The organism is Dokdonia donghaensis DSW-1, from assembly GCF_001653755.1.
GTDB lineage: Bacteria > Bacteroidota > Bacteroidia > Flavobacteriales > Flavobacteriaceae > Dokdonia > Dokdonia donghaensis.
In genome coordinates, this window is the sequence record NZ_CP015125.1 from 2,666,765 (window position 1) to 2,690,135 (window position 23,371).

Sequence of the window (23,371 nt, forward strand, 5' to 3'; positions counted from 1 at the left end):
CTTTTAATTAACTATTAGAATAACCTAGTTAATCTCGTAAACGTTACCTGGTACAATACCTACATTGAGTGTATTTAATAAAGTTCCCGTAGTAGTATCATAAAGCTCTACAGTACCATTACTAGCAAAGTCTGCAGCGTTACATCCTGCTAGTGTACCGTCGCTGAGTATGGTCATATTATAGAAAAACGACCCAGATATAATTGCAGTACTAGCCGTTGTAAAATCTGCTACTGTTGTTTTATAAACAGCTCCACCTAGATAATAAAACACATCATCACCTACTAAATTTAAGAAGCTAGGATGCTCAGTGTTTGTAAATAAAACGGTTTCTACAGCAGTATTTGTATCTGTATCTATAATAGTAAACTGTCCTCCTGTCTCATTACCTGTAAATGCCGGAGCACCACTAGCTAGAACTACAAGACGTCCCGCTGTATCAAACTGTAGTGAGTTAGGTACATCACCAACCTCTATTGTAGTAACAACATTTTCCTGCTCACTAGAGATTACAGATACAATATTATTTACTCCAAAACCTCCTTTGTGTGCTACATAAATAGCATCTCCTTTGGCTACGATTTGCTCTGGCCCTTCTGCAACAGGAATTGTGCTTACTATCTCATTGGTATTTAAATCTAAAACAGCCACATAATCATCTGTCGCTACAGCTGGATCGCCCCAGTTAGTCACATAACCGTTATCCCCTATTATTACCATATTACGTGGGTTATTAAGTCCTTCTGTAATCTGGATTATTTCTTCAAAGGTATCTTTTTCTACTACCGTGATACGTGAGCTCACGTTTGTAACTACATAAACCTTATCGTCTGTCATTGTGAGTGATTGTACAATGTTACCTAGATTATCATTATTTACAGCTTGATAGATAGATGATGTCACCGTAGTAAGGTTTTCATCTATATGATCTACTGTTCCAAAACCATTTGAAAAAGGTCCTTCATTTGTTACTAAAAATCCAGTAGCATACGGCCCTTCTACCTCTGGGGTCGCAGGAATAAATAAATCGTCATCTGTATTACAAGAAAATAATAAGAGTGTTGCAATACAAAATGTGTAAAAAGAATGTTTCATAAGTGTGTTTAAAAAGTAATTGTTGTTTGTAATAAAAAGTTTCTTCCAGGGTTAGGTCTAAAAGCAACCGTCTGGTAGTTCGTATTAAATAAGTTATTGACTCTCGCCATTACTTGGAGCTTAGTACCTTGCTTGTGTAAGATGTCATAGCTTGTCCCTATGTGAGCAATCGCATAGCCGTCTACCTGCGCCGTGTTATCTGTAGTTGTAAAAACACGATCTACAAAGGTAGTTTGCACATAACTACTCAGCCTGCCATAGTTATGCGCGATACCGAGTATCGCTTTATGAGCTGGCACATAGATAAGCTGTTTGCCTCTCGCTACATCTTCGGCCTGTGTGTAGGCATATTGAGCAGTAGTTGTAACTTTATGGCTACCCATAATAGCCGTATAATCAAGTGCTCCCTCTATACCATAATGCTCAGAATCTGCAATGTTTATAGGTGACCAGATACCGCTCAGATTAGGCTGCCATTGTATCAAATCATCTGTGTTAATGTAAAACCCTCTAAGTCCTAACGTGAGGTTTTTACGTGTTCTTTTTAAGCCTATTTCGGCTTGTATGCTTGTTTCAGGTTTTAAATCTGGGTTACCTACAGCACCTGGTCCAGACCAGTAAGCATCGTTAAATGTGGGAATTCTATAATTTTTTGACCCGTTAAATGTGAGTGTATACGCTTTCGCTAAAGCGTATGCAAAACCAGCTCCCAAAAGAAATGGACTATCAAAACCTTCTACCAGCTCTTGTCTAGCCTGAATCTCATAGGTAAATTGATTAGTAAGTTGCTGTTTCCACAAGGCAACTATAGATCCTTGATTTCTAGTAGTTGCAACGATAGACGCACCAGCTGCCGAAATATGGTTTACCTCACCTATTACAGTAAGTTCCTTTTTGCGATCTAGCTTATAGGTAGCCTCATAGTTTGCTAGATAGCGTATAGATTTACCTAGGTCATTATCGTCAGTTTGGTTATTTGCAAAATATCTAAACTGTTCAAAAATATGCGCCGCACGCAACTTCCCATTAAATCTTGTCCCTAGGTTTTCCCATACAGCAAGTGTCCTCGTATTTCTGTCTTCATACCCATCATTAGAAGGTGCTGTGAGTGTGCCAGAAAAGTTGCGATTACCTACGTAGGTATTGTGGTGCAGTTTTAATAAATGTGTGCGATTGCCTTTATTTTTAAGAAGGTAACCCATATTAAAAATGGCGTTGAGATTGTCGTATTGACCATTTTCATTAAACTGGTTTTCTGTATCTAGATATTCAAAATCATTTTCAGAACGTTGATAATCTAGCCCGGCATCTATATAAAAATTAGTGTTTGAAAATTGCGTTTTGGCCGTTGCAAGCTGAGTATCAAAACTTCCGTAACCTGCGGTTACTGTCGTACTCAGTCCCTTATTAAATCTAATATCATTACCTAGATGAACACTACCCCCTACTGCTCCAGAGCCATATATAATGCTCCCGCCGCCCGCTCTCACATCGAGCTGATCATAATTTTTTGACGATAAGGTATTAAAATCAGACTGGCCAGTGAGCTGGCTATTTATGTTTATACCGTTCCACACGACGGCTGTCTGTGCCGCGTTAGTCCCTCTAAAAGAGGCAGAGGCTACACCGCCTGGCCCATTTTCTCTAAAGTATATGGTGCTATTTGCTCGCAACACCTTGGTAAGAGCCGTGCGCGAGCGCTGTATGGTGCTATCACTTATCTTCTCAAGAGCTATACCTACACTGTGGTTTTTTAACTTTGAGTCACTAAGTATCACTTCAGGTAAAACTTGAAGTGTATCTATTTGTGCGGCAGTTGTAAGTGCACATAGCACGACAACAATAAAAAGGAATCTATGTTTCATCTATCTACCAACTTTTTACCCGAAAGTTGCTTGATTTTAATTATGAATAGTGGCAGGTCTCCTGGCTTGCTTTTGTTACACCTTCCCATCATAACACCTTATGACAGTGGCTTTGTAGTAGTAACAAACCCTTTATGGGCTTAGCTTACAGTTGCGGGAACAGCTTCCGATTTATACGGAATTCCCTTTTAATTTTCTGCACCCGTGTGATGCATCAAAACCAAAATTCGTCGCAAATATACATAACATTACTACCATACCTAGCAGAAAATCAAAAAGAAGAAAGCCCTCTTGCGGCATTGGATATTTTAATACTACTTTTGGCAAATGAAGTACTTACACCTTTTAGTCTGTCTTATACTTCTGGTAACATCTTGTAAAAATGAACCAGAAGTCACGACTGTTACTCCCACAATGAGTGCATCACAGGCAGTAACCTATGCAGATGGTTTTACCATTACAAAGTATGAAAACTACACATTGCTAGAGGTTACAGAAGCATTCCCAAATGCAGATAAAACCTTTACCTACGCCCTTGTGCCAGAAGGAGGGTTGCAAGCTTCTATAGAAGAAGAAAACAGTAAAAGCCTCACCGAATTACTTACTAATCGAGGTGTAGATGCCATTATAAAAACGCCTATAAAAAATGTAGTCGTTACCTCTACTACGCACATCCCCTCGTTAGAAATGCTTGGGGTTATCGAAACTCTAAAAGGTTTTCCTAATCTTGATTACGTGTCGAGTCCGCTTTCGCGAAAGCGTATTGAAAACAATCTCATTACAGAGCTGGGTCAAAACGAATCGCTTAACACAGAACTTGCAATAAATCTCAATCCAGATGCGGTTATCACCTTTGGTGTAGAAGGAGAAAACAAATCTGTAAACACGCTACAACGTGCAGGAATCCCTGTGCTTTACAACGGCGACTGGGTAGAAAAAGAACCGCTAGGCAAAGCAGAGTGGATCAAATTCTTTGGCGCTCTGTACGGCAAAGAAAAAGAGGCAGATAGCATTTTTACAAACATAAAAAATCAATATCTAGCCACTAAGAAACAACTTGCATCTGTAACGTCAAGTCCTACTATTTTAAGTGGTGCGATGTATAAAGACGTTTGGTATTTACCTAAGGGTGATAGCTGGCAGGCTAAAGTTCTAGAAGATGCCGGAGGCTCATACCTATGGGCAGATACCGAGGGAGTGGGAAGTATTGCCTTGAGTATAGAATCTGTGCTGGAAAAAGGGCAGCAAGCAGACTTCTGGATTGCATCTGGGCAGTATACATCATATTCAAAACTACTAAGTGACAACCCTGCCTACGGACAGTTTGATGCATTTAAAAATAAGAAGGTCTATACCTTTGCAAAGAGTAAGGGAGCAACCGGTGGTTTATTATATTATGAACTTGCGCCTAACAGGCCAGACCTTGTTTTAAGAGATCTTACCAAAATCTTACACCCAGAGCTTATTACAGAAGACTTTACATTTTTTTCACCGCTTGATGAGTAATAAAAGTTACATCATACCCTTTTGTATATTAGTTTTCATACTAGTGTTGTGCTTTATTGTAAACATAAGTTTAGGCTCCGTAAACATTCCTTTTACAGAAGTTATCTCTGGATTACTGGGTGGTGATGTGTCAAAAACATCTTGGTTATATATTATCGTAGATTATAGATTACCTAAAGCTATTACGGCAATTATTGCTGGTGCAGGTCTTGCGGTTTCTGGCTTGTTAATGCAAACGCTTTTTCGCAATCCGCTGGCGGGGCCTTTTGTATTAGGTATAAGTAGTGGTGCCAGTCTAGGCGTCGCTTTATACATCTTAGGAGGTACGGCACTGGGGCTATCTTCTACCCTATTATCTGGTAAATGGGGGCTCATCGTATCGGCTAGTGTAGGAAGTTTTTTAGTCTTACTTATGGTGCTAGGTGTAGCCACGCGTATAAAAGATACAATGGCGCTCCTTATCATAGGTTTAATGGTAGGAAGCCTTACAAGTGCCGTAGTAAGTGTGCTAGCCTATTTTAGTAAAGCAGAAGAGTTACAACGGTTTGTTTTTTGGTCTTTTGGGAGTCTTGGTGACGTCTCGTGGCGTGGCGTGGGAATCCTTTCTATTTGTTTTGTTGTAGGGATTTTGCTCGCTGTGTTTTGTTTAAAATCACTTAACAGCCTTCTTTTAGGAGATGCTTATGCACGTACGATAGGTACAAAATTTAGTCAGTCACGTCTACTCATTATTATTGCGACAAGTTTGCTTGCGGGTAGTATTACTGCTTTTGCAGGGCCTATAGCCTTTATAGGGCTTGCCGTACCACATTTAGTACGCCAACTTATACCTACGGCAAATCATCGCATCTTATTGCCAGCTGTCATATTAGGAGGTGCTATCCTTATGCTTGTTTGTGATACTATAGCACAAGTTCCTTATAGTGAGTATACACTCCCTATAAATGCCATCTCTGCGATGGTGGGTGCTCCCGTTGTTATATGGCTTTTGGTTCGTAAAAAGAAACTTCTTTTTTAATGCAGTCTATAAACAATCATATCACCCTCAGCACAAAAGATCTTGTTATAGGCTATAACAATAATCGTGAGGAAACACCTATTGCAAAAAATCTCAATATACACTGTAGAACGGGTGAACTTATTGCCCTTGTGGGGATAAATGGGTCTGGTAAATCTACATTGCTTAGAACACTCGCAGGACTTCAAGAACCGCTTGCTGGTGCTGTCTATATTAATGATAAAGAGATTGCCAAAGTAACTCCAGCATTACTCGCACAGCAACTTAGTGTTGTATTGACCAATCAAGCTATTTCAAAAAATCTTACGATAGCAGAGCTAGTAGCACTGGGCAGACAGCCTTATACAAACTGGCTAGGCACGCTCACAGAGGTAGATAAGGATATTATAATAACAGCTTTAAAACGTACCGAAACCTACATACTCAAAGACAAGAAGTGTTACGAGCTTAGTGACGGGCAACTGCAGCGTGTCCTCATAGCAAGAGCACTTGCTCAAGACACTCCTATAATTATGCTAGATGAACCTATGACACATCTAGACCTACATCACAAAGCCTCTATATTAAACCTGCTAGCTAGAATCGCAACAGAAGAGCGTAAAACCGTCATTTTTAGTACACACGAGATAGATTATGCCATTACCCGTTGTGATAAAATGATTGTGATGAAAGAGCGACAAGCCTTATACGACACTCCGGAAGCACTTATTGCTCAGGGAGTTTTTGATGTACTCTTTCCTTCTCACAATGTGGGGTTTAACCGTAAAAACCGTATCTTTTTTCTCAAAAAGTAAGACGATGCGTTTTCTTCAATTATTTCTAGTAGCTATGGTGCTCGCTAGCTGTTCTGCACACTCTATTAAGGGTAAAGAAGAACGCTTTCGCGAAAGCGTAAAAACACCATCTCCTACTGCTACAGAGGCTGTTTATAAGATTATAGACACTTCGAAAATTTATAAGCTCGTAGCGAGTTATTATAAATATGATACCAATCAAACCAATGTAGTCGCCGAATATAATTACAAGAAATATCTGAAATTTTACAAAGATGGAAAGCTAGCGGTTTTTGACGATTTTGATCTTAAAACTATTGATACGCTTAAAGCGAAAGAAACAGATCACGGCTATTACGATTATACGTACAACACCCTATATACAAGGCATCACCTCACAAATAAGAGTGGTAAACAATTTTACAACCCACAAGTACAACAGCCTAATGGTGACACCTTATCACTTTATTCTCAAAGCACAAAAAGTATAAGTCATTACCTAGCCATAGCTATTCCGGCAAATGTGGTTGTTGCGGAGGCGGAGTGGTAGAAAAACAATTTTATGAAGTATTATGCGCTTATAGTTAATGATTCTGGAGCAATTGAACTCATCGACTATAAATATTCCGGTAATAATAAATTATCCGTTTGTAAAATGTATGATGATAGTGACTATAATAGTCTCAACGATATTCTGCATTCGGTAGGTGAACACATTCTAAGCCCAAGAACTTTAAAAATTATTCAAAAATTCAATTTAAAAGAATATCAATGGAGTCCAGCAAAGGTTGTTCGTAAAGAAAAACTATTTAACTTCATAAAAATTAATAAATCGTACGACTATTATAATTTACAAGACACAAGTGGAATATCATCTGAATGTTACGATTGGATTGATTTTGAGAAAAGTGAAGTGTATGCAATTGACAACTTGAATAAGCAGATTAAAATTAAATCACATAATCACACACTAGATTTAATCAATGAAAACAAATCACAATCCAGTAGGATTTTTGATTTCAAAGCGGAAGTAATCGCATTTGGAAATAAATTTGATTCAGACGTGGATATGTTTAATATACCCTTTTACTCTTGGGCTACTTATATATCACAACGAATGAAAAATAAACTAGAAGAATCTCATATCACAGATATTCAATTTGCTGAGCATAAAAACCAAATCGGCAAGATGTGGAAAGATTCATTTCCTACAATTAAGTTTCTCAGAAACTAAAACATAAGATTATATTTTTATCCGTTTAGTACATTCTTATAAAAATCTCCACTCACAATTTCCTCCTAACATCATCTTTTAAAATCCGTATTGCACGATCTTCTTTATATCTTTACCATATGAATGATACTTTATTACTTTTTCTTATTGCTTTTATATGCTTAGTGGGCGGTACGCTCTTAGGGATATTTATCTCAAACCTCAAAAAGAAGGGAGAACTTAGTGGTTTACAAGAGCGCTTGCGTCAAGAAGAACTTAAGCTAGAAGAGGCTAAAAACACAAGCCTTAAAGTAGAGACACAAATGCAGCAACTTCGCGCAGAAAACAATGAGCAACTCCAGCAGCTACGCGCAGATAGTGAGAAACAACTTAGCTACCTTAGAGAAGAAAAAGATCAGTTTCAAAACGAACTTACCGCTCGTAACGTAGCCTTTGAAGGCTTACAAAAAAGGATGGAAGAAAAAACGGCAGAGCTAGAACAACTGCAAGAAAAGTTTACCAAAGATTTTGAACTCATCGCAAGTAAAATTCTTGATGAAAAGTCTAATAAATTCACTTTACAGAACAAACAAAACCTTGATATCATCTTAAAACCGCTTCAAGAAAAAATTCAAAACTTCGAGAAGCGCGTAGAAGAAACTAATAAAGAGGCAATAGATAGAACCTCTGCTCTTAGAGAGCAAATAAAAGGGCTTACAGCTCTTAACGAGCAAATGACAAAGGAGGCTAGTAACCTTACTAAAGCGCTCAAAGGAGATAGTAAGATGCAGGGTAACTGGGGCGAGCTTGTACTAGAGCGTGTGCTAGAAAAATCTGGACTTGAAAAAGACCGTGAGTATTTTATACAACAAAGCTTTACTACAGAAGAGGGCAAACGTGTGTTACCAGATGTGGTGATACACTTACCGGCAAATAAGAAGATGATTGTAGATAGTAAAGTATCCCTACGTGCCTATGAGCGTTTTGTAAATGAAGAAGACCCACACCTTAGAGATGCACATTTAAAGCAGCACGTGAACGATTTAAAGCGCCACGTACAACAGCTTAGTGATAAAAACTATCAAGATATCTACCAGATAGAAAGCCCAGACTTTGTACTGCTATTTATACCTATCGAGCCAGCTTTTGCCATTGCCATAAATGCCGAAAATGAGCTGTATAATAAAGCCTTTGAGCAAAATATTGTTATCGTCACACCTTCTACCCTACTTGCCACACTGCGCACTATAGACTCAATGTGGAATAATGAGAAGCAACAACAAAATGCGCTAGAAATCGCAAAACAGGCTGGAGGACTTTATGATAAATTTCACGGGCTAGTAACAGATCTTACGGCCGTAGGTAAAAAGATGGATGATGCAAAAAGTGGATACTCTGCCGCTATGAATAAACTTGTAGAAGGTAATGGTAACCTAATTGCAAGAGTAGAACGCCTTAAAAAAATGGGTGCCAAAGCAAAAAAAGCACTCCCAGAAGCTATCATTAAGCGTGCAAATGCAGATGATGACCTAACTTTATTAGACTAAATAATTATGAAAAAAATACTATTTGTAGTCCTTACTACCATCTTTTTACTGGCAGCAGCTTGGTTTGCCTTCATTTACTACGTCCCTTACAGTAAAGGAACACGCGCCGGCGAGCTCATAAAATTCTCTAGCAAAGGCGTGATTTTTAAAACCTGGGAAGGTGAGATAAGCCAGGGTATAAGTGGTGCACAAATCTTTAGCTTCTCGGTATTAGATCAAGAAGAAGAGGCTATTGAGGCGCTTAATAAATATCAAGGTCAATATGTAAAGGTTGAGTATATAGAGCGCTTTGGGACCTTCTCTTTTTGGGGAGATACTAAGTACTTTATTACAAATGTAGTACCAGAGCAATCACCACATTTTAATAGACAATAGAGATATTAGGAGTGTTTATTACGCTTTCGCGAAAGCGTACTCAAAACCCCATAAACTTAAAAAGGTCTACTCGTTGAGTAGACCTTTTTTAATACTATAACTTGAGTAGTTAAATTAGTTACTCAAGTACATCTTTCTTCTTGCGTATAAATCGTAAAAAGCATCATCACGAAGGTTATCTATAAATAAGATACTCTCTCCTGTACTCTTCATCTCTGGTCCTAAGTTCTTATTTACATTAGGAAACTTATTAAAAGAGAATACTGGTTGCTTGATTGCATATCCTTCTAGCTGTGGGTTAAAGTTAAAGTCTTTTACCTTCTTCTCACCTAGCATCACCTTAGTTGCATAGTTTACATATGGCTCTTTATAAGCTTTTGCTATAAATGGAACCGTACGAGATGCTCTCGGGTTTGCCTCAATGATGTATACTTTATCATCTTTTACAGCAAACTGTATGTTTATAAGACCTACTGTATCAAGTGCTAGTGCAATTTTTCTAGTGTGATCTTTAATTTGCTCTAGTATAAGGTCTCCAAGGTTAAATGGAGGTAATGTTGCATTACTATCACCAGAGTGTATACCACAAGGCTCAATGTGCTCCATAATACCTATGATGTATACATCTTCTCCATCACAAATAGCATCTGCCTCTGCCTCTATCGCTCCGTCTAGGTAGTGATCTAGTAGGAGTTTATTATTAGGTATCTTACGTAGCAAGTCTACAACGTGCTCTTCTAGTTCATTGTCGTTTATTACAATCTTCATTCCTTGCCCTCCTAGTACATAAGATGGTCTTACAAGGATAGGGTAATCTAGTTTTTGTGCCACTGCAAGCGCTTCGTCTGCCGTCTCTGCTGTATCAAATTCTGGATAAGGAATATCAAGATTTTTTAATAATGTAGAGAAGCTTCCTCTGTCTTCGGCAAGATCTAGTGCTTGGTAACTTGTACCTAAAATTTTGATACCGTAACGGTCAAGCTTTTCGGCAAGTTTAAGTGCTGTTTGTCCACCTAGCTGTACAATTACACCTTCTGGCTTTTCGTGACGTATGATGTCATAAATGTGCTCCCAGAATACTGGTTCAAAGTATAACTTATCTGCCGTGTCAAAATCTGTAGATACAGTCTCAGGGTTACAGTTTATCATTATAGTCTCATAACCACACTCTGCAGCGGCAAGTACACCGTGTACACAGCAGTAATCAAACTCGATACCTTGCCCTATACGGTTAGGTCCTGAACCTAACACTACTATCTTTTTCTTGTCTGAAACTACACTTTCGTTTTGAGCAAATCGAGTTCCGTCTGGAAGCTCCATTTCATTTTCAAAAGTTGAGTAAAAATATGGTGTTTGTGCTACAAACTCTGCCGCACAAGTATCTACCAGCTTATAAACTCTGTTTATTTTTAATTCATCTCGCTTGCTTGTTACTGCACTTTCGAGACACCCTAGCATATGTGCTATTTGTCTATCTGCAAAACCTCTTTGTTTTGCCTCGAGTAATAAATTTCGCGGAAGCGTATCTACCTTAAAAGTAGATATCTCTTTTTCCATTGCATATAGCTCCTCATATTGTTTAAGGAACCACATATCTATTTTTGTAATCTCGTGTATACGTTTAAGCGGGATACCCATCTGGATAGCATCATAAATCACAAATACACGGTCCCAGCTTGCGTGGGTAAGCTTGTCTATAATCTGGTCGTAACTCTTATACCCTTTACCATCTGCTCCTAGACCATTACGTTTAATCTCTAGTGACTGTGTTGCTTTGTGTAAGGCTTCTTGAAAAGAGCGTCCTATACCCATTACTTCTCCTACAGATTTCATCTGTAAGCCTAGGGTGCGGTCACTTCCTTCAAATTTATCAAAGTTCCAACGTGGTATTTTTACAATTACATAATCTAGTGTAGGCTCAAAAAGGGCCGATGTAGATTTTGTAATCTGGTTATCTAGTTCATCAAGGTTGTATCCTATCGCTAGTTTTGTAGCGATCTTTGCAATAGGGTATCCCGTTGCTTTTGATGCCAGTGCAGATGATCTAGATACACGTGGGTTAATCTCAATAGCGATAATTTCTTCTTCATTATCTGGGTTTACCGCAAACTGTACGTTACACCCTCCAGCAAAGTCACCTATACTGCGCATCATATGGATAGCCATATCACGCATTTTTTGGTAAGTAACATCAGATAACGTCATTGCAGGTGCCACAGTAATCGAGTCTCCTGTGTGGATACCCATAGGGTCCATATTTTCGATAGCACAGATAATAACCACATTATCATTTGCATCACGTAGTAACTCTAGCTCATACTCTTTCCACCCTAGTAAGGCTTTATCTATCATCACCTCGTGTACTGGTGATACTTCTAGACCGTGAGATAGGAGTCTATCAAAATCTTCTTCTTCAAAAACGAAAGATGCTCCCGCTCCTCCTAGTGTAAAAGAAGAACGTATTACTAATGGAAAACCAAACTCTTGAGCAATCTCTTTTCCTTTTAAGAATGAGTTTGCACTTGCCTGTGGTGCCATAGGTATACCTATCTCTCCCATAAGTGTTTTAAACTGATCGCGATCTTCTGTAATATTAATAGCCGCGATATCTACACCTATAAGCTCTACTTCAAAATCTTTCCAGATACCCTTCTCATCTGCCTCAATACAAAGGTTAAGCGCAGTCTGCCCTCCCATAGTAGGAAGCACTGCATCTATATTAGGATGCTTTTTGAGTATCTCTACAATAGACTTTGTAGTAAGTGGCAATAAATAGACGTGATCTGCCATAGAGGGATCTGTCATAATCGTTGCCGGGTTAGAATTGATTAGAATAGTCTCAATTCCATCCTCTCTTAATGATCTTAATGATTGTGATCCTGCGTAATCAAATTCACACGCTTGACCAATAACAATAGGTCCAGAACCTATGAGTAGAATCGATTTTAAGTCTTTATTTTTAGGCATTTACTGTGGTTTTTCTAGAATTATCTAAAATTATGAACTGATAGGGTATAAAAAAAGGTGTTACTTAAAAAAAGTAACACCTATATATTTACATCAACGAGATGCATTATTTTTTGTGACGAAGCTCAGAAGATACACTTATTTTCTTTCTTCCTTTAGCACGACGACGTGCTAAAACTTTACGACCGTTTACAGAAGCCATACGCTCTCTAAAACCGTGTTTGTTTCTTCTTTTTCTTTTTGATGGCTGAAACGTTCTCTTGCTCATTTTGTATCTTCTTTAATGTCTTGTTAGGACCGCCTTATAATTTCTTTTATTTACAGCTTTCTAAGCTGGGCGCAAATATACGAGAAGTTTTTACTTCTACAAATGGAAAAATAAATTTTTTTTATCTCCTTTTATATACCTTTGCTCCCGCCTGTATATAGGGCAAAAATAAGAAAACAAACGGTCTAAATATAATCTATGTTTAATAAAAACATCAAACTCGTTCTAGCTATAGCAACTCTTGCAGCAGCAATATGGCAATTTACAGAGAATGAAATAGGTAATGGTATAATGCTACTCTTACTTATGGGAATCTTTATATTCTTATATTTTAAAAACGAAATTATCTTACTTGCCTTTTTACGTTTACGTAAACAAGACTTCCCTGGAGCTCAAAAGTGGCTTTCAAAAATTAAAAACCCAAGCAGCGCTCTAGTTACAAAACAAGAAGGATACTATAACTACCTACAAGGACTTATGGTATCACAGACTAATATGACTCAGGCCGAAAAATATTTTAAGAAAGCCATAAGCCTAGGTCTCTCTATGGATGCAGATCTTGCAATGGCAAAATTAAGTCTTGCAGGTATTGCAATGAGTAAAAATAGAAGACGTGAGGCACAAACCCTTATGAAAGAGGCAGAAGCTCACGATAAGCACGGTATGCTAGGAGAGCAACTCAAGACTATGAAGGCAAACTTCAAGGCAGCTGGTAATCAACCTAAACACCAGTATGGTAGACCTACATCTGCCAGAGCTGGGAGAAGACAGCGATAGTATACCTTTTACTACACAATGAAAGCTGACTTTCTAACATACCAAGCACAAACCACTCCTCACCCACTAGCGATGGAGGTAGCAAAGGCAGAAGGCAGTTACATATATAATACAGAGGGTAAGAAGTTTTTAGATTTTGTAGCAGGCGTCTCTGCCTGTAGCTTAGGACATCAACATCCTAGAGTGAAAACTGCAATTATCAATCAGCTAGATAAGTATGCTCACGTGATGGTGTATGGAGAATATGCACAGTCTCCAGCCGTACAGCTCACAAAGCTCCTTGCAGCGCACTTACCTCCATCTTTACAGAGTACATACCTTGTAAACAGTGGTACAGAAGCTATAGATGGCGCTATTAAACTCGCTCGTAGAGCAACGGGTCGTACAGAGATTATCGCAGCTGTAGATGCCTATCACGGTAATAGCTATGGAGCACTAAGCCTTATGAGTAATGAGGAGCGCACCGCACCCTTTAAACCTATGATAGGTGATGTCTCTTTTATAAAATTTAATTGTGACCGCTATATTGAACGCATCACAGAACATACAGCCGCAGTTGTATTAGAAACCATACAAGGCGGTGCAGGTTTTATAGAGCCTACTAATGACTTTCTATCTAAGGTAAAACAACGATGTAAAGACGTAGGCGCTCTACTCATACTTGATGAGATACAACCAGGTATGGGGCGCACAGGCAAACTTTTTGGTTTTGAGCACTACAATGTCGTTCCAGATATTCTCGTAACAGGTAAAGGACTAGGCGGCGGTATGCCTATAGGTGCATTTACTGCGTCTCGCGACACAATGGCGTTACTATCAGATAATCCTAAACTGGGACATATTACCACCTTTGGGGGCCACCCAGTGATTGCCGCGGCAGCGCTAGCTACACTACAAGAAATCACAGAGACCACTCTTATAGAAGATACCTTAATAAAAGAACAACTCATACGCGAGCAACTCGTACACCCATATATTACAGAAATAAGAGGACGCGGCCTTATGCTTGCCGCACTCACCCCCTCGGCAGCGATTACTTCAGAGGTGATTCTTGCTTGTCAAGATGCGGGTCTTATTTTGTTTTGGCTACTTTTTGAAGATCGCGCCATACGCATTACTCCACCACTTACCATCACAGCAGAAGAAATCACAGAAGGATGCACTATTCTGCTAGCAGCTTTAGACCAAGCACTAGAGAAGCACGGTAGCTTAACATAATTAAAATACTTTATAACAATTCATTGGGATAGTTACGCTTTCGCGAAAGCGTAAAAACTCGTAATTTTATAAAAAAAGCTGCTCTTGAAATTTAAACTACAATCTGACTTTAAACCTACTGGTGATCAACCCTCTGCAATCAAACAACTAGTAGACGGTATCAATAATAATGAAACCTACCAGACGCTACTAGGTGTTACTGGAAGTGGTAAAACATTTACGGTCGCAAATGTGATACAAGAGACAGAAAAACCTACACTCATACTTGCACATAACAAAACACTCGCAGCCCAATTATACAGCGAGTTTAAAGCATTTTTTCCAGATAATGCGGTAGAGTATTTTGTATCGTACTATGACTATTACCAGCCAGAGGCGTTTATTCCTTCTTCTGGAGTGTATATAGAGAAAGATCTTTCTATTAATGAAGAGATAGAAAAAATGCGACTAAGCACAACCACCTCCCTACTCTCTGGGCGTCGGGATGTGATTGTAATTGCCTCTGTATCGTGCTTATACGGTATAGGTAACCCCGCCGAGTTTGAGAAAAACATAACAGAAATCAAGCAAGACCAAGTTATGGCACGCACGATGTTTCTTAAAAAACTCGTACAAGGACTCTACTCACGTACAGAGGGAGAGTTTAATCGTGGTAATTTTAGAATAAAGGGAGATACGGTAGAGGTGTTTCCGGGATATGCAGATATGGCTTTTAGAGTTCACTTTTTTGGTGATGAGATAGAAGAGATAGAAGCCTTTGACCCAGCATCTGCAGAGGTGATTGAGAAGTATTCTCGCTTGCGCATCTATCCTGCAAATATGTTTGTAACCTCTCAAGATGTACTACAAGGAGCCATAAATCAAATAGGTGAAGATCTTACTAAACAGGTAAGCTTTTTTGAAGAAGTAGGTAAACACCTAGAGGCAAAAAGACTAGACGAGCGCACAAATTTTGACTTAGAAATGATACGAGAGCTAGGCTATTGCTCCGGTATTGAAAATTACTCAAGATATCTAGACGGTCGCGAGCCAGGCACAAGACCTTTCTGTCTACTAGATTTCTTTCCGGATGACTACTTGATGGTAGTAGATGAGAGTCACGTGACGGTCTCGCAAGTAAGTGCGATGTATGGAGGTGATAGAAGTCGTAAAGAAAACCTAGTAGAATATGGTTTTAGACTACCTGCCGCGATGGATAATCGACCGCTTAAGTTTGAAGAGTGGGAAATGATGCAAAATCAAGTTATATATGTTTCGGCTACGCCAGCAGACTATGAATTACAAAAGTCTGAAGGAACTTATGTTGAGCAAATTATACGTCCTACGGGTCTTTTAGACCCTATAGTAGAGGTACGCCCATCTCTCAACCAGATAGATGACTTGATAGAAGAAATAAACAAAGTCACAGAGCGCAATGAGCGCGTGCTTGTCACCACGCTTACTAAGCGTATGGCAGAAGAGCTTACAAAATACCTCACCCGTATAGACATACGCACCCGCTACATACACTCTGATGTAGATACACTTGAGCGTGTAGAGATAATGCAAGACTTACGTAAAGGCGTTTATGATGTACTTGTGGGTGTTAACCTACTTAGAGAAGGTCTAGATTTACCAGAGGTATCTCTAGTAGCTATACTTGACGCAGATAAGGAAGGTTTTTTACGTAGTAACAGATCACTTACCCAAACTATAGGACGTGCCGCACGTAATGTAAATGGCAAGGCTATTATGTATGCAGATAAGATTACAAAGTCTATGCAAGAAACCATAAATGATAGTAACTACCGTCGCCAGAAGCAAATAGACTATAATACCAAGAATGGCCTCACTCCTATGGCTATTAAAAAGAGTCTTGATAATGCGCTTACGCGAAAAGAAACTTACAAAATTGAAGCCGAAGAACTCGTAAATCTAGCCGCAGAAGATGCAGAAGAATATCTTACTAAGCCACAAATAGAGAAAAAAATACGAAGCACTAGGAAGGCAATGGAAGCTGCTGCCAAAGAGCTAGACTTTATGCAGGCTGCAAAGCTTAGAGACCAGATTAAAGTATACCAAGAGCAAATTAAGGAACTAGCGTAAATAAAGAAAGGGCTCCCTTGCGGGAACCCAATCTCAAACTAACCAACCAAATTTATTATTGTATCTCAATTAACCTTGAAGGTTGCACTTGAGCTTCTTCACGCTTAGGTAAAGAAACCGCAAGAACACCATCTGTATAACTTGCTGTAATTTTTGCCGTATCTACAGATTCTGGTAAATTAAATGAGCGTTTAAAAGAAGCATAGTTAAACTCTCTACGAGTAAACTTTGCTGTCTCTTTTACATCTTCCTCGTTCTTAATTTCTGAGGAGATTGTAAGTAAGTCATTGTCAAGATTGATATTAAAATCTTCTTTCTTTAAGCCCGGAGCGGCTACGTGAAGCTCAAACGCATCATCTTTTTCTATAATGTTTACAGAAGGTGTTGCGTTTGTAAATGTGTTTGTTCTTCCTCCTAGCCAGTCTGTGTTAAGTAATTCTTCAAAAACAGATGGTAAGTATGGAGCTGTATTTTTTCTAACTAATGTCATAACTATAATTTTTAAATTGTTTTCAAACTTGTACAGCTATAGACAAATTCAGTTCCAACAATAAAATTATGACGTTATGGCATATTTTAAAATTTAAATAGTGACTTTTTGTCGCTTTTTATTAATTGTAGAATCTTTTAAAGATTTCTACAAGACGTTCTGACGGTATAAGTTTACCATCATAATTACCCATCTCCCCTAGTATTTGTTCTACCGCCTCTGGTCGTATACCTAGTTTGAGGCCATAATTTCTAAGGGCATCAATCTCTATAAAATGTGTTTGCTCATCTACATTCATTACTAGCAATAATCTATGAAACTGTGTGATGCGCTGTAACTCTGTACTAAAAACCATTTCCTGCAGCGGATTTTCAATAAGCTCATCTACCGCTTCCTTAGATATCTCAAGGCGCTTTGCAACCTCGAGTATAAAGTGATATTCACGCTCGTGCAAATGGCTATCTGCTTTTGCCATAGCAATCATATCTGATATAATTTGTAGATTTTCGGTAGTCATTTATAATGGTTTAATAGCGCAATGTAACTTTTATTTTGGAGTCATAAAAATGTTTTGGTTGCTGTATAATTTGTAGTTTTAAGGGATTAATTACGCTTTCGCGAAAGCGTAATACACCTACCATCTAGACATATTATATGAATCTATCTGTACGCTTCTATTATTTAATTGCTTTTGTAGGTCTTAGTTTTCTAAGCGCTTGTCAAGAGCAAACTACCCAAAATACATATGACCTCGCTATAAAGAACATCACGATTATAAATGAAAAAGGAATAAGCGATGGCGATCTTTATACAGTTTATATTAAAGATGGATTAATAGCCGAAATTGATCCTCTAGACACTTCAAAATCCTTATTTGCTACAAAGGAAATAGACGGAAGTGGCAAGTATATTTTACCTGGGTTTTGGGATAATCACACTCATTTTAGAGGAGGGTCTGAACTGGTTACTCAAAACGAACTTTTTTTAAAGCAGTTTATAAAGTACGGTATCACTACTGTAAGAGATGCAGGTGGTGACCTCACACCGCAAGTACAGCAGTGGAATAAAGAGATACAAAATGGCACACGCATAGGTCCTACAATTTATACTTCTGGACCTAAGCTAGATGGAAAAAATGCACGCTGGGCAGGATCTATAGGTGTTTCTAACAGCAATGAGATAAGCAAAGCATTAGACTCATTACAATCTATAAATGTAGATTATGTAAAGCTCTATGATAGTACACTATCTGGAGAGCAATATCTAGAGATTATAAAACAAGCAGAGTCTCGCGGTATGATAACTTCTGGACATATGCCATTTACCGTCACCCTTGATGAAACTATAGATGCGGGCATAGACAACATTGAGCATCTGTATTACATCTTAAAGGGTTGCTCATCTCAAGAAAAAGAAATCACAGCACAAATAAAAGAAGGTAAACTAGGCTTCTGGAATAGTATGGAGCAACTCATAGCAACCTATGATGAAGATACCGCGCAGCGCACTTTTAAAAAACTCAAAGACAATAATGTATATGTCACTCCTACCCTTTTTATAGGTGATATTCTGAGCTATATGGACGAGGTAGATCATAGTAATGATACATACCTATCGCTACTAGAAGAAGATTTTATCGAGACCTATAAAGGAAGAGTACAGAGTGCTCTTAACGCTACTCCAGAAGCAATACAACGCCGAAAAGATTTACAAGTGTTCTTCTTAACGCTAGCCAAAAAACTTAATGACGCTGGAGTCACTCTCCTTGCTGGCTCTGATAGTGGCGCTTACAATTCATATACCTACCCTGGGCCGTCGTTGCACGGAGAGCTTAAAGAACTTACACGAGCAAATATTAAACCTGCAACAGCGCTTACTGCTATGTATGAGGGAGCGCGTTTTTTAAATAAGACGTCATACTCCTTTTCTAAGGGAGGTATTGCAGACTTAGTAGTACTTAATAGCAACCCACTTGAGGATATAAATGCAACAAAAGATATCTGGCTTGTTATTAAAAACGGAGCAGTCGTACGTAACAAAGATTAATCTATAAGCCAAAAAGCTTATAAAATACTTTTATAAGTAAATACACTTATAAATATACATTATAAGTAAATATGCTTATATTTGAATAATTAAACCATCTAAGTGAAAGACAAACAACATATCGTTATCTCTGGAGACTTCATTGCTTACACAAGTTTAAGCACCGAAGAAAAAACAAATCTTGAGCAATCACTTTACAATCTATTTGACCAGCTTCAAGAAAAATTCAACACCTTCTCTAGACTCATAAAGGGTGACTACCTAGAGTGTGTAGTGCCAGATCCTGCAAATGGACTATCTGTAATGCTTGCTATAAAGACTTTTATTAAGTCACTAGAGATAGAAGATAAACCAGAAAATAATAGATCAAAAGTATTCCAGACGTACAGTATACGTCTCGCAATGGGTCTAGGCACTTTAGATCGTTTTGACATTGCAAATAATGTCATAGATGGCGACGCCATCTATAGAAGTGGTCGCGCTATAAGCGACGAGAGCACACACAACAAGGAGCGTATGGTTATAAAAAACACGCTATTCTTTAGCTCAAAAAATAAAGATCTCACCTTTAATATAGAAACCATACTCGCACTGCTAGATCACCTGCTCGCCAGAGCTACAAGTAAACAAAATGAAGTGTTGTTTTTAAAAATTATGGGTAACAGTGAGAAGACCATTGCAAAGCAGTTATCTGTGAGTCAGTCATCTATAAACCAGCACTCGACCGCCTCTGGGTGGAACGGTATGGATAAATCTATTCGTTATTTTTCTCATCTTTTAAGCGCACTTACTTAATGGAAATTATCACGTTAATTACCCTACAGACTATAGCTCACCTACTGGCAGACTATACCTTTCAATCTAAGAAAACAGCAAAATCTAAGGCAAAAAAAGGGTTTAAAAGTAAGTATCTCAAGTGGCACATATTAATCGTTTTTGTGTGTTCTTACCTACTCTCTTTTGATTATAGATTTCTTCCTGCAGCCTTGATTATAGCAGGATTACACTGGGTTATAGACGGTTTTAAACCTCAAATGATTGCTAGTAAAAGACTACATAAAGGAGCCTTTTTTATAGATCAGTTATTGCACATTCTTATATACGCGCTAGTGAGTACTACTTTTATAAAACTTGTAGGATGGCAACCTATATTTATAGACACTACACACTTTACATACATCTGTCTTATTGCGGTATTTTTATTATGTACAAAGCCGGCAAATATCCTTATCAAAGAAATTTTTACGCTCTTCTCTGTATCGTTTACAGAGAAGTCACAAGACTTACCTAATGCAGGTAGACTCATAGGTATCACAGAGCGCTGGCTCGTGCTTGTACTTATCATAATAGGCCAGTTTAGTGCTGTAGGCTTTTTAATTACCGCAAAATCTATATTAAGATTTAAAGATGGTGATTACCTTAAAACCGAATATGTTTTAATAGGTACAATGCTCAGTTTTGCCATTGCAATTGCTTGTGCACTGGTCATAACACTCTTTGTGCTTCCCATTTCGGGACGTTAAAAATTTCCCAATTTTGAAATAATAAAATGTCAGTTGGTATTTTAGGAGTCACAACCAAAATATCCAACCTATGTATTTCAAACACCTACTCACGGGGCTGCTTGTTGTTTCCGCTTTCGCGAAAGCGTATTCTCAAAAAACCCCAGTACCTGTAGACACTACAATTGTCACAAAACACACCACCACTATAAAAGGAAAAACCATTCCTTATACGGCAACCGCTGGGTTTCAACCCGTTTTTGATCAAGAAGGTGCACCAGTAGCTAGTCTACTTTACACCTATTACAAAAGATCTGACATAAAAGATGATCAAGAGAGACCGCTAGTGATTTCTTTTAATGGAGGCCCAGGCTCTGCCTCTGTATGGATGCACATTGCATACACAGGGCCGCGCATCTTAAAGATAGATGATGAGGGCTACCCTGTACAACCCTACGGTATAAAAAGCAATCCTAACTCGATACTTGACGTGGCAGACATTGTTTTTGTAAACCCTGTAAATACAGGATACAGTAGAATGTTACCTAATGAAAAAGGAGAAATGCCAGATAAGAAACAATTTTTTGGCGTTAATGCAGATATTAAATACCTAGCAGACTGGGTAAACACTTTTGTTACAAGAAATAACCGCTGGAGATCACCTAAGTTTCTTATAGGAGAAAGCTACGGTACAACAAGAGTTTCTGGACTTGCCGCAGCGCTTCAAGACAGTAAATGGATGTTTATAAATGGAGTGATACTTGTATCTCCTACAGAAATAGGTTTTGACTTTGACGGTCCTGTAGAAGTAGCAAACAGGCTACCTTACTTTACTGCGGCTGCTTGGTACCACAATATGTTACCACCAGCATTACAACAAAAAGACCTTACAGAAGTACTAGCCGAAAGTGAGGACTATGCTGTAAATGAGCTCCTACCACTTATTGTCAAGTCTGGTTACCTAGATGAATCAAAAAAAGAAGCTGCTATCAAGAAAATGGCATATTATTCTGGCCTTTCTGAAAAAACTATACGCCAAAACAATCTTGAAGTACCCTTTAACTACTTCTGGAAAGATCTCTTAAGAGATCGTGATGGCCTTACTATAGGTAGACTAGACTCTCGCTATAAGGGAATGGATGTAAAAGAATCTGGAGACCGACCAGATTATAATAGCGAGCTCACCTCGTGGTTACACTCATTTACTCCAGCGATAAATTACTACTATAGTCAAGAGCTAGGATTAAAAACAGATCTATCTTATAATATGTTTGGCCCAGTACGACCTTGGGACAGATCAAACAATAATGCAGGACCAAGTCTACGCAGAGCGATGGGTGTAAACCCTAACCTTAATGTAATGATACAGAGCGGTTATTATGACGGCGCTACAACTTACTTTAATGCTAAGTATGTGATGTGGCAACTTAACGCCAGTGGTAAACTAGCAGATAGATTAAGCTTTAAAGGTTATAGATCTGGACATATGATGTACTTACGTAATGAGGACTTAATCAAGGCAAATGACGATATACGTGCATTTATAAAAAAATCATCTATCGGCATTGAAAAAGGTGCGATACATAAATAAGAGATGACCTATGGATGAGAATTACGCTTTCGCGAAAGCGTAAAAATAACCAATAATAAAAACGCCCTATCTAAAAAAGATAGGGCGTTTTGCTTAGGTACTATTTAAATTTGAAAACCTTAAACCTTAGTACATAGCACGCAAAGCAGTAATATCGTTGCTGCTAAACTCTCCGTCCTCATTATTTGAGAAACAAGCTTGCATTATTGAGTCAAAATCTCTTGTAGGAGTACCTGGTAACTGCACAGCACCTGTAGATCCTGCAGACTCTCCTCCACCGCTACCACAGCTCTGACGATCGTAGTAATCTGAGTGACGGAAACCTATAGAGTGACCTATCTCGTGAGTAATTACGTGCTCATTTACATTTGTACTAGAACCTTCAAGGTTGTAAATCTGTACAAATTTATTAGGACGTCCTTGTGCATCTGGAAAACCTGCTACACCTCCAGAACCAGAGTTATTTGCAGAGTTATCATAAACAACCATATCGCTGTTTGAGAAGTTTGTTCCAAATGTAAGTCTAAAACGTAGTGCAGACCCTGAGATACGGTTAAAGTTATTTACCGCCCACTGTAAAGCTGTTCTACCTTTATTAGTAAGACCAAATTGATCATTACCTGTATAACCTATAATGTCTATTGTTCTGTTTGCTCCAGTTACTAGGTTAAAAGTTCTAAACTGGCGCTGGTCGTTAACCTGCATTTGTTGTAGTTCTTTCTCTGTAGTAACAATGTCATCACCTATGTAGATGCGCTGCTCTACAGTACCATCTGGAAGGTGGAAATCTCCTTTTGTGATAGCAGCTATATCTATAGCCATACCACGCACTTGATCAATAATAGCTTGATCTGTAACCTCAACACGATTGTTTTCGATTACTACTTCTACATTTGCTTGATCGTCTTGAATAGCATCTGCCTCATCTTTTTCACAAGAGGTAAATGATACCGCTACTAGTGCTAGTGCCATCGCACTAAATTTGAATTGATTTTTCATTTTGGGTTGCATATTTTAGGATTAATATATGATCCA

The 23,371-nt window shown here is 38.4% G+C and carries 21 protein-coding genes and 1 riboswitch; of the genes, 14 read left to right on the forward strand and 7 right to left on the reverse strand.

The features are described 5' to 3' along the window. Positions 1-24: 24 nt before the first annotated feature. Entirely contained in the window at positions 25-1,095 is a 1,071-nt protein-coding gene (locus I597_RS11715; protein WP_035324593.1) for a YncE family protein, read from the reverse strand. 8 nt (positions 1,096-1,103) lie between these two features. Next, complete coding sequence (locus I597_RS11720; RefSeq protein WP_035324592.1) at positions 1,104-2,960, reverse strand: TonB-dependent receptor; 1,857 nt, start codon at positions 2,958-2,960, stop codon at positions 1,104-1,106. Between the two features lie 34 nt (positions 2,961-2,994). Then, positions 2,995-3,200: riboswitch (cobalamin riboswitch) on the reverse strand. 87 nt (positions 3,201-3,287) lie between these two features. Here I597_RS11720 and I597_RS11725 point away from each other — a divergent pair. The 7 genes from I597_RS11725 to I597_RS11755 all read left to right on the forward strand — a co-directional run bounded on the left by I597_RS11725 (position 3,288) and on the right by I597_RS11755 (position 9,392). Beyond that, positions 3,288-4,466, forward strand: coding sequence for an ABC transporter substrate-binding protein (locus I597_RS11725; protein WP_035324591.1), 1,179 nt, complete (start codon positions 3,288-3,290; stop codon positions 4,464-4,466). After that, positions 4,456-5,484 (forward strand): FecCD family ABC transporter permease, encoded by a 1,029-nt coding sequence (locus I597_RS11730; RefSeq protein WP_035324590.1) that lies wholly within the window; start codon positions 4,456-4,458, stop codon positions 5,482-5,484. The genes I597_RS11725 and I597_RS11730 overlap by 11 nt, the downstream gene beginning before the upstream one ends. Further along, complete coding sequence (locus tag I597_RS11735; RefSeq protein WP_035324589.1) at positions 5,484-6,278, forward strand: ABC transporter ATP-binding protein; 795 nt, start codon at positions 5,484-5,486, stop codon at positions 6,276-6,278. The genes I597_RS11730 and I597_RS11735 overlap by 1 nt, the downstream gene beginning before the upstream one ends. Before the next feature lie 4 nt (positions 6,279-6,282). Continuing rightward, on the forward strand, positions 6,283-6,807 hold the full coding sequence (locus tag I597_RS11740; RefSeq protein ID WP_035324588.1) for a hypothetical protein: 525 nt from the start codon (positions 6,283-6,285) through the stop codon (positions 6,805-6,807). A 12-nt stretch (positions 6,808-6,819) separates the two neighbouring features. Beyond that, on the forward strand, positions 6,820-7,491 hold the full coding sequence (locus I597_RS11745) for a hypothetical protein (protein WP_035324587.1): 672 nt from the start codon (positions 6,820-6,822) through the stop codon (positions 7,489-7,491). Positions 7,492-7,610: 119 nt separating this feature from the next. Beyond that, positions 7,611-9,017 (forward strand): DNA recombination protein RmuC, encoded by a 1,407-nt coding sequence (locus I597_RS11750; protein ID WP_035324586.1) that lies wholly within the window; start codon positions 7,611-7,613, stop codon positions 9,015-9,017. Positions 9,018-9,023: 6 nt separating this feature from the next. Next, a complete protein-coding gene (locus I597_RS11755; RefSeq protein WP_021778795.1) occupies positions 9,024-9,392 on the forward strand; it encodes a hypothetical protein in 369 nt (122 codons plus the stop codon). Between the two features lie 114 nt (positions 9,393-9,506). Here I597_RS11755 and carB read toward each other — a convergent pair whose 3' ends face one another. After that, entirely contained in the window at positions 9,507-12,359 is a 2,853-nt protein-coding gene (carB, locus tag I597_RS11760) for a carbamoyl-phosphate synthase large subunit (RefSeq protein ID WP_035324585.1), read from the reverse strand. 106 nt (positions 12,360-12,465) lie between these two features. Continuing rightward, complete coding sequence (gene rpmH / locus I597_RS11765) at positions 12,466-12,627, reverse strand: 50S ribosomal protein L34 (protein WP_021778793.1); 162 nt, start codon at positions 12,625-12,627, stop codon at positions 12,466-12,468. Between the two features lie 198 nt (positions 12,628-12,825). Between rpmH and I597_RS11770 the strand changes: the two genes are divergently transcribed. From I597_RS11770 to uvrB, 3 genes are all read left to right on the forward strand, one after another. Beyond that, on the forward strand, positions 12,826-13,404 hold the full coding sequence (locus I597_RS11770; RefSeq protein WP_035324584.1) for a tetratricopeptide repeat protein: 579 nt from the start codon (positions 12,826-12,828) through the stop codon (positions 13,402-13,404). 18 nt (positions 13,405-13,422) lie between these two features. Then, complete coding sequence (locus I597_RS11775) at positions 13,423-14,622, forward strand: aspartate aminotransferase family protein (protein WP_035324583.1); 1,200 nt, start codon at positions 13,423-13,425, stop codon at positions 14,620-14,622. 84 nt (positions 14,623-14,706) lie between these two features. Continuing rightward, entirely contained in the window at positions 14,707-16,707 is a 2,001-nt protein-coding gene (gene uvrB, locus I597_RS11780; RefSeq protein WP_035324582.1) for an excinuclease ABC subunit UvrB, read from the forward strand. A 55-nt stretch (positions 16,708-16,762) separates the two neighbouring features. Here uvrB and I597_RS11785 read toward each other — a convergent pair whose 3' ends face one another. Together I597_RS11785 and I597_RS11790 are read right to left on the reverse strand one after the other, a co-directional pair. Further along, positions 16,763-17,197 (reverse strand): Hsp20/alpha crystallin family protein, encoded by a 435-nt coding sequence (locus I597_RS11785; RefSeq protein ID WP_035324581.1) that lies wholly within the window; start codon positions 17,195-17,197, stop codon positions 16,763-16,765. A gap of 121 nt (positions 17,198-17,318) precedes the next feature. Further along, positions 17,319-17,714 carry a TerB family tellurite resistance protein gene (locus tag I597_RS11790; RefSeq protein ID WP_021778788.1) on the reverse strand — a complete coding sequence of 132 codons (396 nt, stop codon included), beginning with the start codon at positions 17,712-17,714 and terminating at the stop codon, positions 17,319-17,321. A gap of 137 nt (positions 17,715-17,851) precedes the next feature. Between I597_RS11790 and I597_RS11795 the strand changes: the two genes are divergently transcribed. The 4 genes from I597_RS11795 (at position 17,852) to I597_RS11810 (ending at position 22,336) form a co-directional block, all read left to right on the forward strand. Next, the gene (locus I597_RS11795) at positions 17,852-19,243 is read left to right on the forward strand and encodes an amidohydrolase family protein (RefSeq protein WP_035324580.1); all 1,392 of its coding nucleotides are present in this window, start codon (positions 17,852-17,854) and stop codon (positions 19,241-19,243) included. 102 nt (positions 19,244-19,345) lie between these two features. Continuing rightward, a complete protein-coding gene (locus I597_RS11800; RefSeq protein WP_052111651.1) occupies positions 19,346-20,038 on the forward strand; it encodes a hypothetical protein in 693 nt (230 codons plus the stop codon). Further along, positions 20,038-20,766 carry a DUF3307 domain-containing protein gene (locus I597_RS11805; protein ID WP_035324579.1) on the forward strand — a complete coding sequence of 243 codons (729 nt, stop codon included), beginning with the start codon at positions 20,038-20,040 and terminating at the stop codon, positions 20,764-20,766. The genes I597_RS11800 and I597_RS11805 overlap by 1 nt, the downstream gene beginning before the upstream one ends. Positions 20,767-20,836: 70 nt before the next feature. After that, a complete protein-coding gene (locus I597_RS11810) occupies positions 20,837-22,336 on the forward strand; it encodes a S10 family peptidase (RefSeq protein WP_035324578.1) in 1,500 nt (499 codons plus the stop codon). Positions 22,337-22,462: 126 nt separating this feature from the next. On the opposite strand, the gene I597_RS11815 is transcribed toward I597_RS11810, so the two are convergent. Continuing rightward, positions 22,463-23,335, reverse strand: a complete 873-nt coding sequence (locus tag I597_RS11815; protein ID WP_035324577.1) for a M57 family metalloprotease — start codon at positions 23,333-23,335, stop codon at positions 22,463-22,465. Positions 23,336-23,371 lie beyond the last annotated feature (36 nt).